The 9,416-nt window shown below is 44.6% G+C and carries 8 protein-coding genes; 7 read left to right on the plus strand and 1 reads right to left on the minus strand.

Features of this window, described 5'->3' with window-relative positions; genetic code table 11:
- The first annotated feature begins 15 nt into the window (after positions 1-15).
- From HZA10_07335 to HZA10_07365, 7 genes are all read left to right on the plus strand, one after another.
- Positions 16-1,650 carry a DUF1566 domain-containing protein gene (locus tag HZA10_07335; GenBank protein ID MBI5196119.1) on the plus strand — a complete coding sequence of 545 codons (1,635 nt, stop codon included), beginning with the start codon at positions 16-18 and terminating at the stop codon, positions 1,648-1,650.
- 266 nt (positions 1,651-1,916) lie between these two features.
- Complete coding sequence (locus HZA10_07340) at positions 1,917-2,567, plus strand: DUF502 domain-containing protein (GenBank protein MBI5196120.1); 651 nt, start codon at positions 1,917-1,919, stop codon at positions 2,565-2,567.
- The gene (locus tag HZA10_07345; protein MBI5196121.1) at positions 2,564-3,586 is read left to right on the plus strand and encodes an NTP transferase domain-containing protein; all 1,023 of its coding nucleotides are present in this window, start codon (positions 2,564-2,566) and stop codon (positions 3,584-3,586) included. The genes HZA10_07340 and HZA10_07345 overlap by 4 nt, the downstream gene beginning before the upstream one ends.
- Before the next feature lie 42 nt (positions 3,587-3,628).
- Positions 3,629-5,458, plus strand: coding sequence for a glutamine--fructose-6-phosphate transaminase (isomerizing) (glmS, locus tag HZA10_07350; GenBank protein ID MBI5196122.1), 1,830 nt, complete (start codon positions 3,629-3,631; stop codon positions 5,456-5,458).
- A 182-nt stretch (positions 5,459-5,640) separates the two neighbouring features.
- On the plus strand, positions 5,641-7,758 hold the full coding sequence (locus HZA10_07355) for a DUF3553 domain-containing protein (protein ID MBI5196123.1): 2,118 nt from the start codon (positions 5,641-5,643) through the stop codon (positions 7,756-7,758).
- Positions 7,758-8,030: an Asp-tRNA(Asn)/Glu-tRNA(Gln) amidotransferase subunit GatC gene (gatC, locus tag HZA10_07360; GenBank protein MBI5196124.1), complete on the plus strand. Its 273-nt coding sequence runs from the start codon at positions 7,758-7,760 to the stop codon at positions 8,028-8,030. The genes HZA10_07355 and gatC overlap by 1 nt, the downstream gene beginning before the upstream one ends.
- An 83-nt stretch (positions 8,031-8,113) precedes the next feature.
- On the plus strand, positions 8,114-8,464 hold the full coding sequence (locus tag HZA10_07365; protein MBI5196125.1) for an aspartate 1-decarboxylase: 351 nt from the start codon (positions 8,114-8,116) through the stop codon (positions 8,462-8,464).
- A gap of 11 nt (positions 8,465-8,475) precedes the next feature.
- Here the strand turns inward: HZA10_07365 and HZA10_07370 are convergent, their stop codons facing one another.
- Complete coding sequence (locus HZA10_07370; protein ID MBI5196126.1) at positions 8,476-9,366, minus strand: peptidylprolyl isomerase; 891 nt, start codon at positions 9,364-9,366, stop codon at positions 8,476-8,478.
- Positions 9,367-9,416 lie beyond the last annotated feature (50 nt).

A 9,416-nucleotide genomic window follows, 5' to 3' on the forward strand; every position in this document is an offset into this window, starting at 1 on the left:
ACTATGCGTAAATTTATGGGAAGCATTTTAAAAGGACTGGATTCCCCGATTAAATCGGGGAATGACAGATCTAAAGGTATTTTCGGGTCAATGATTTTAATTGTAGGACTTTTATTGGTTGTATTGCTGTCTGTTCCAGCCTTCGCCGGCACAGTTAACCTTCCGCGGACAGGGCAGACAAAGTGTTATACCTTAGACGGCGCTGAGATTGCCTGCGCAGGCACAGGTCAGGACGGGGAGATTCAGGCAGGGAAGGCATGGCCTAATCCGAGGTTTACTGTGAGCGGTGATTGTATTACAGACAATCTTACGGGTTTAATGTGGGCCAGAAACGGAAATCTTTCTAATAACCTGATGATGTGGCAGGGAGCGCTGGATTATGCGGCTCAGTTGAACAGCATCGGCGGATTATGCGGTTATACGGATTGGGTTTTGCCGAATGTCAATGAGCTTAAAAGCCTTGTGAATGCAAACGAGCCGAATCCGGCGTCATGGCTTAACGAGCAGGGATTTTATAATATTCAGCCGGACATCTACTGGACATCTACTACGGATGCCGACCTTTCATTTTTTGCGAGATACACTGATATGCTGAACGGCTACGGGATTGTTGTCGGTAAGGACTACAGCAGCTACATCCTGCCAGTGCGTTCAGGACAGTCTGGCGGGGTTATTTCACTGCCTAAAACAGGGCAGACAATAAGTTATTCTGCGGGAGACGATGGAGACCTTGAGAGGGGCGCTGCATGGCCCGATCCAAGATTTACAGATAACGGCACGGGGACAGTTACAGATAACCTTACGGGTTTGATGTGGACCAAGGATGCCAATGCCCCGGGTTCTTCTTCGTGTGATCCGGGAGTCTCTAAGACATGGCAGGAGGCGCTTGATTATGCAGCATGCCTGAACAGCGGCAGTTATCTGGGACATAATGACTGGCGTCTTCCGAATAAAAAAGAGCTTTACAGTTTGATTGACTTTTCGCGTTTCAACCCTTCTTTGCAGATAAAACATCCTTTTACAAATGTGCAGTCGGACCTCTACTGGACTTCTACTACAAGCGCCTACGATACGAACTCCGCGTGGTTTGTTGATTTATGGTATGGCGATGTGTACGACGGCAGTAAGTACAACTTCTTTTATGTGTGGCCTGTATGCGGCGGAATTGTAGATAACGACCACGATGGTTATACCTCAGATGTGGACTGTAACGACAGTAATCCTGCAGTCAACCCCGGCGCAGCCGAGATTGCAAACAACGGCATAGATGACGATTGCAACCCTGCAACGCCGGTTATTACAGCCTCAGGCTCAGGCAACAACTATCCTGTTCCTTTATTCAGGGCCAGCTTAACGCTTAATGTAAATGCATCTTCATTGGGAACAAGCACTTTCAGTTATTACTATACCCGCGCCAGGCTGTATTTTGTGAGCACATCAATCACAGGAATATCAGTTTCAGGCGGCGTTGCAACGATTACAGGCGCAGGCAAGGTGAATAATGTTTCCGGATACACATTTACAGCAACAATCACTGATGGCAGTCCTGATAAAATGGGGTTGCAGATTAAAAAACCCGACAACACGCTTTATTACAGCGCGCCATCTAAAAATGTAAGCAGTGGGAATTTTACGGTGGTAGGACAGTAAGACCGTAACGCCTGCCGGCCGGCAGGCGTAATGCATAATGGGTTAATAATTTTTTGGTTCTTTTCATATTTATACATAACGACATAATAATTGCCGAATTATCTGTTATTCCAGCTTGTCTGGAATCTTTCTCTGAAGAAGGATGCTGGACAAGCCAGCATGACAGAGAGGTTGCCTTATGCGACATAAATTAAGTCGCTATGTATAATTACTGAGAAATAAGAAGCAGGTTGAAAATCCCGCCATAAAAGCAGTATCATTAAACAATGCCGGACTCAGTGAAAATCACTTTTAAACAAACATTTAAAAAGAAATTTATTGCGGGTCTGTTTGTATTAATCCCGATAACCGTAACCCTGTCAGTGCTTATCTGGTTTTTCAAGATTGTTGACGGTCTGCTCGGGCAGTTTTACGATAATCTCCTCGGCTTCCATACGGCAGGGCTCGGATTTGTAACCATCATACTGCTGATTTTCCTTGCAGGAATAATATCCACCAATGTATTCGGCAAAAAGGTTTTGACTCTTATAGAAAAATGGCTTTTGCACATCCCGGTTGTCAAAGGCATATACATGCCCATCAAGCAGATGGTGGACGCCTTTTCGCCGGAAAATAAAAGCGCCTTTAAAAAATTTGTGATTATTGAATATCCGAGGATGGGCGTTTATTCATTCGGTTTTCTGACAAAGGAATGCTGTTTAAAACCTGCAGGCGACTCTGAAATTTGCCTTAAGGCGGTATATATCCCTACCAACAATTTATATCTCGGCTCAGTTGCGCTTTTTAAGGAGGACGAAGTTCTTTATACAAAACTCACTGTTGACGAGGGAATAAAGATAATCCTCTCAGGCGGAATAGTGACGCCTGATTATCTTGCTGAAAGCCCTCCATTGGATAAGGCGGGTTCTTACAAATGAACATATGCGCTGTGATCCTTGCGGCAGGGCGCGGCAAACGCATGAACTCCCTTAAACCGAAGGTACTGCATGAAGTTTTGGGCAGGCCTATGATCCGGTATGCGGTTGACGCCGTAACCGCGCTGAAGCCGAAGAAGATTGTAATAGTTGTTAATTCCGGCGCAGACGAGGTAAAACGGCAGATTAAAAACAGGTCTGTGTCGTTTGTTTTTCAAAAAAAACTGCTTGGCACCGGCAATGCGCTAACAGAGGCAAAGAAGGCATTAAGGGGGATAAACCGCTGTACAACTGTTGTCATTAACGGAGACTCGCCGTTAATAACAGGCAGAACGCTGAAGACCTTTTTAAAAAAACACATGACTTACGGGAATGATTTATCAGTCGGTTTTTTTATTGATGAATCTTTGTCGGGATACGGCAGGATACTGCGTGATGAATCAGGAATGGTTGCAGGGATAATTGAAGACAAACATGCAACTTCAGATGAAAAAACAAGGGCAAGGGAATTAAATGCGGGGATTTATGCTATTGAACCTCCTGTTATGGATTATCTCAGCAGTCTGAGACTGCACAGCTCTTCGGGCGAATATTATCTCACTGATATTGTCAGGGAGGCTGTTAAGGCCCGCAGGAAAGTTGAGGCTTATGAATGTCCGGCAGAAGAGGTCCGCGGCGTCAACACAAGAGCGGAACTTTTTCAGGCGGCGGACATATTGAATAAAAAAATTATTTTAAAATGGATGACGAAAGGGGTCACATTCATGGACCCTGCAATGACAATTATTCAGCCTTCTGTTAAAATAGGGAAAGATGCGGTTATCCATCCCAATACATGCTTTGAAGACAGTACATCAATAGGCAGAAACTGTGTAATTTATCCAGGCGTGAGGATATGCGGCAGCAGTATCGGCCGCGGGGTTATAGTTAAAGATAATACATTTATTGAACAGAGCAGGATAAAAGGCGGGAGTGTGATAGGCCCGCTGGTACATCTGAAAAATAACAGGGTTGAAGGATGAGGGTTTTTAACTGTTCACTGTCATCTGTTAACTGTCTTAATTATGTGCGGAATAATTGGTTACATAGGCAAGCAAAACGCCATCCCGATACTTATTGACGGGCTTAAGAAGCTGGAGTACAGAGGTTATGACTCCGCAGGCATAGCATTTGTCAAAAGCGGCAAGATCCATGTAAGACGCTGCGCCGGCAAGATACGTGAGCTTGAAAGTTCAATAAAAGATGAAAACCTCCAAAGCCACACCGGCATAGGGCATACGCGCTGGGCCACCCACGGCAGGCCTTCAGAGGAAAATGCGCATCCGCACAGGGCCGGCGGGATTGTTGTCGTTCATAACGGAATTATTGAAAATTACCTTAAGCTTAAAACAGAGCTTAAAAAAGAAGGGCATGTCTTTACGTCTGAAACCGACACGGAAGTCATATGCCATTTAATTGACAGGCATGTAAAAAAGGGACTAAAGCTTGAGGGCGCAACAAGAGAGGCCCTGAAGCATATTGAAGGCGCATATGCCATTGGAATTATCAGAGAGGATGAACCCGACAGGATTATTGCGGTAAGAAAGGACAGTCCGCTTATTCTCGGGCTCGGGCAGGACGAATTTTTTATAGCATCGGATATTCCCGCATTTCTTAATTATACGAGGGATGCGATAATTCTTGATAACAACGAAATGGCGGTAATCACCCGCGGCGGAGTTGCCATTTCAGACCTTGAAGGGAATCCCCTGAATAAGAAAATCACGACCATAACGTGGAGCCCTGCAATGGCTGAAAAGGGCGGTTACAGACATTTTATGTTAAAGGAAATATTTGAGCAGCCGAGGGCGCTAACGGATACTATTAGAAACAGGTTTTCGCTGGAAAAAGGCGAGGTGGATTTAGAAGAGTTTTCAATGACTGCCGCCGAAATGAAGAAGGCATGCAAGATATTTCTTGTTGCATGCGGCACGTCATGGCATTCTGCTCTGGCAGGCAAATATATGATTGAAGACATTGCCGGGGTGCCCGCGGAGGTTGATATCGCATCAGAATTCAGGTACAGGAATACTATAATCCCGAAAGAAAGCATTGTAATTGTAATAACCCAGTCAGGCGAGACGGCGGACACAATCGCGGCCCAGCGTGAGGCAAAGCGCAAGGGGGCCAAGGTTTTAAGCATATGCAATGTGGTCGGCAGCACTTCCTCAAGGGAGGCTGACAGTGTTTTTTATACGCACTCCGGCCCGGAAATAGGGGTCGCATCAACAAAGGCTTTTACCACACAGCTTATTTCACTTTATTTATTCTCTATAGCCCTCGCACATGCAAGGGGCGCCCTTGATAAAAACAGGATAAGGGAGATGCTCCAGGAGCAGCTGCTTTTGCCTGAAAAGGTTGAAAAAGTTCTGAAGCTTGAGGAGTCCGTCCTGAGGATAGCAAAAAAATATTTTCAGGCAAAAGATTTTCTTTACCTGGGCCGGGGCCTCCATTATCCGATAGCCCTTGAAGGCGCGCTGAAACTCAAGGAAATCTCTTATATCCATGCGGAAGGTTATCCGGCAGGCGAGATGAAGCACGGGCCCATTGCCCTTATAGACAACGAAATGCCTGTGCTGGTCCTTGCGCCGAAGGATAAGGTCTATGAGAAAATTCTCTCCAATATTGAGGAGGTAAAAAGCAGGGGAGGCCTGGTCATAGCCCTTGCAACAGAGGGGGATGGTAATATTACTGCTCTTACTCCGGATGTAATCTTCCTTCCTGAATCAAATCCGTATCTTACCCCTGTGTTATTTACCATTCCGCTTCATCTGCTGGCATACCATATAGCGGTTTTGAGGGGCTGTGACGTGGACCAGCCGAGAAATCTTGCAAAAAGCGTTACGGTGGAGTAATAATATAATACAAATTACTTGTTAAATGGATAGCTCGCTTAATCCCCGTGGCTTTGCCACGGGGATTAAGCGAGCGAATAGGATAAGGGAATTCCTTACATTAGATTCCCTGTGGTCTTGCCACAGGGAAGATCAATCTGGTATTATAGATATAGCCTTAATAAAGCATTTAGCAGGTACTAATGAGCAAAAATTCACTACTGAACGACCTTAATCCCCAGCAAAGAGATGCAGTATTGCACACCAAAGGCCCGCTGCTTATACTTGCAGGCGCCGGAAGCGGAAAGACAAAGGTAATCACATACAGGTTTGCACACTTAGTCTCAGCGCATAAAGTGCCTCCGGCCTCAATACTTGCCATGACTTTTACGAACAAGGCTGCCGGGGAAATGCGCAGCAGGATTGAGAGGCTGATGAACAAAAGCCTCAAGGGTTTATGGATAGGGACCTTTCATGCCCTTTCCAACAGGATATTAAGAAAAGAGATTGACCGCCTTGGTTTTTATCGTGATTTTGTAATTTATGATGATGATGACTCTAACAGCCTTGTGCGCTCCATACTGAAGGAATTTAAGATGCATGAGGCAATTTATAGAGGCATTGCATCAAGGATATCATCCCTGAAGGCTGCATTAATTGGGCCGCATGAATTTCTTAATAATGAGACCAGCTTTGACTTTGATGAAAAATTTGCGCGGGTATATGTACGATATCAGGATGAATTAAAGAAAAACAACGCCCTTGATTTTGACGATCTGATTATGCATACCGTACGCCTGTTTGAAGAGCATCCGGCTGTGCTTAAAAAATACAATAAGGAAATCTCGCATATAATGGTTGATGAATTTCAGGATACAAACACAGCCCAGTACAGGCTTTCCAAGCTTCTTGCCGGAGCGCATAATAATCTCTGTGTTGTTGGAGATGACGACCAGAGCATTTACAGATTCAGGGGCGCCGACGTAAGGAATATAATGTCTTTTGAAAAAGATTTTCCTTCAGCCAGAGTGATAAAACTGGAACAGAATTACAGATCCACGCAGGTAATTCTTGATGCCGCCGGAGGCGTTATTTCCCAGAACCCCGTAAGAAAGCCGAAGAAACTATGGACCGAGAAAAATGAAGGGGAAAAATTATACTATTGCATTGCAAACAGTGAAAATGACGAAGCGCGTTATATTGCAAAATCCATAAGAGAGCTTTATCTCAAAGGTAAATATTCATACAGCGACTTTGCCGTTCTGTACAGAATGAATCTTCAGGCCAGGGCATTGGAAGAGGCGCTGAGGGTGTACGGCATGCCGTACCGCATAATCGGCGGAATAAGTTTTTATCAGAGAAGAGAGGTAAAAGACATTATCTCTTACCTCAAGGTTATCAATAACCCAAAGGATTCAGTCAGCCTTAAGAGGATTATAAACTGTCCGCCAAGGGGTATCGGCGACACCACAACGGCGCGGATAGAAAATGAGGCTAAGAAGAAAAATAAGAGTTTTTTTGATGCTATGAAATCTCTTTCCTCCAGCAGTGATTCTGCGGCGTTGAAGGAAAAGATTACTGATTTCATAGAGATTATTGATGAATTAACTGCCAAACGCGGAATGGCCCCGCCTCAGCTTATACAATTAGTCCTTGAAAAGACAGGGTATATCAAATGGGTTGAAAAGGAGCGCATTGAAAACCTCACTGAGATTATCCGTTCGGCAGAAGGCATGAGCCTGCAGGAATTAATTGATACGGCCTCGCTTTTCAGCGGAGCGGACGAGCGGGTTGACGGCAACTGCATTACACTCATGACCCTTCACAGCGCCAAAGGGCTGGAGTTCCCGGTTGTGTTCATAGCAGGAGTTGAAAACGGGCTCCTGCCTCATTTCCATGCCATAAAAAACCCGGAAGAACTGCATGAAGAACGCAGGCTTTTTTATGTCGGCATAACAAGGGCTAAGGATATACTTATTCTTTCCAGCGCCAAAAAAAGACGGCTTTATTCGTCCATGCAGGAGCTGGAGCCGTCAAGATTTTTGAGTGAAATACCTTCAGGATGCTATTTCTATACAGGAATGATGCCTATCCCTATGGTTGAGCCTGTTGCGAGGATAACTCCCAAGCGTTCGCGGACCGTGGATTTTCCAGCCCCTTCAATTTTTCTGCCCGGCGTCCGGGTAAAACATCCCAAGTGGGGAATTGGGGTGGTGAGGGATAGTTACGGCGAAACAGACGACGTAAAAGTAATGGTAAATTTCTCCACAGTCGGGGTAAAAAGACTGTCGCTGAAATTTGCCAATCTTGAGAGGCTTTGATGGAGATTGAGCGTGTGGCCCTTCTTGCGAGGATTAAGCTTGCAGAAGGGGAAAAAGAGCTGTTTTCAAAACAACTGGGTAGCATCCTCCAATACATAGACAAACTAAATGAGCTTGATACAAAAGATGTGGAGCCTACCTCGCATGTGCTCTCAATAAAAAATATATTCAGGGAAGACAGGACCATTCCTTCGCTGTCAAAGGACAAGGCCCTCCTAAACGCCCCTGACAGCGCTGGTGATTTCTACAGGGTGCCGAAGATAATAGAATAATGAAAGGATGAAGGTTGAAGGATGAAGGTTGAGATTTTTTACTCACATTACGAGTCACGCATTACGCATTACGGAGTTTTATCATGCTGAGGTGCATGCTCAGGTCCAAGATACATATGGCAACAGTTACGGACTCCAACATCAATTACGAGGGCAGCCTGACCGTTGATGAAGCAATACTTATTTCTGCAGGCATAAGACCATATGAACAGGTTATGATAAGCAATCTTAACAATGGAGAAAGATTTGAAACTTATGTAATTCCCGGCAAAAAAAGCTCCGGGACGATATGCCTTAACGGTCCGACTGCCAGGAAGGGAATTGCAGGAGACAGGATAATCATCTTCTGCTATGAATACTACACAGAAGATGAGCTCAAAAAATTTTCCCCGAAAATCATCAGGCTTAACTCAAGAAACAAGATAATAGAGTAAATCAGCCCTGATTATTCTCCGGTCTTTCCGTGGGGCGGAGTCTGCGGCGCTTCGGCCTTTGGTATTTCTACCGCCTCAAGCGCCTTTTTATCAATATTCAGTTTGGCTTCTTTCTTTAAGTTCTCAATCATAGTGTCAAAGATGTCTTTTTGCTTTTCAGACATCAGACGTCTCTTGACAGAATCCTTAATCTGCTCAAAAGCAAGCTGAGTGCCTTCTTTTTTCCCTGTAACTTTTATGATGTGATAGCCGAACCGGGTTTTAAAAGGCTCGCTCATTTCACCGACTTTCAGGCGGAATGCATACTGATCAAATTCAGGCACCAGCTGCCCGTGTTTAATTGAGCCGAGGTCGCCGCCTTTTTGGGCTGAAGCCTTGTCTTGTGAGACCTGCTTTGCAATTGCGGCAAAACTTTCGCCTTTCTTTATTTTTTCATAAGCTGCATGCGCTTCAGTTTCCGTAGCTGTAAGGATGTGGCTTACCTTTACTTCTTCGCCTGCCTTAAACTCATATGAATGTTTATCAAAGAAGGTTTTTACTTCTTCATCGGTAACATTCACTTTCCCCTCAATTTCCTTTTTAAGCAGGAGGGAGATAAGCTCCATTTTCTTGAATTCTTCAAGCGCCGCCATGTATTCTTTATCTTTCTCAAGGCCCTGTTTTTTTGCCTTGCCGTAAAGAAGCTCTTTCTTTATCAGTTCATTGAGGAATTGTTCTTTCCCTTCCTCATTCTGAAATTTAGCCTTGGCCCATTCAGGAAGGCGGCTGAATTCCTTAAGAAAAGTATCTTTTGTTATTTTTGCGCCTTTGACGGTTACGAGAATGGTGCTGGATGAAGTCCCTTTCTGTCCGCATCCAAAGGCAAATAGCGTCAGGCATATTAAAATAATTATCTTTTTCATTAATTCCTCCTTAGAATTTTGTAAAGTGATTAAATGTTATAACATAACAT

The sequence above is a fragment of the Nitrospirota bacterium genome, assembly GCA_016212185.1.
Taxonomy (GTDB): Bacteria; Nitrospirota; Thermodesulfovibrionia; order UBA6902; family DSMQ01; genus JACRGX01.

Excerpts from the sequence above, each read along its gene's own strand:
- HZA10_07335 (MBI5196119.1), top strand. The coding sequence starts at position 16 with ATGGGAAGCATTTTAAAAGGACTGGATTCCCCGATTAAATCGGGGAAT.
- HZA10_07340 (MBI5196120.1), top strand. The coding sequence starts at position 1,917 with ATGCCGGACTCAGTGAAAATCACTTTTAAACAAACATTTAAAAAGAAA.
- HZA10_07345 (MBI5196121.1), top strand. The coding sequence starts at position 2,564 with ATGAACATATGCGCTGTGATCCTTGCGGCAGGGCGCGGCAAACGCATG.
- glmS (MBI5196122.1), top strand. The coding sequence starts at position 3,629 with ATGTGCGGAATAATTGGTTACATAGGCAAGCAAAACGCCATCCCGATA.
- HZA10_07355 (MBI5196123.1), top strand. The coding sequence starts at position 5,641 with ATGAGCAAAAATTCACTACTGAACGACCTTAATCCCCAGCAAAGAGAT.
- gatC (MBI5196124.1), top strand. The coding sequence starts at position 7,758 with ATGGAGATTGAGCGTGTGGCCCTTCTTGCGAGGATTAAGCTTGCAGAA.
- HZA10_07365 (MBI5196125.1), top strand. The coding sequence starts at position 8,114 with ATGCTGAGGTGCATGCTCAGGTCCAAGATACATATGGCAACAGTTACG.
- HZA10_07370 (MBI5196126.1), bottom strand. The coding sequence starts at position 9,366 with ATGAAAAAGATAATTATTTTAATATGCCTGACGCTATTTGCCTTTGGA.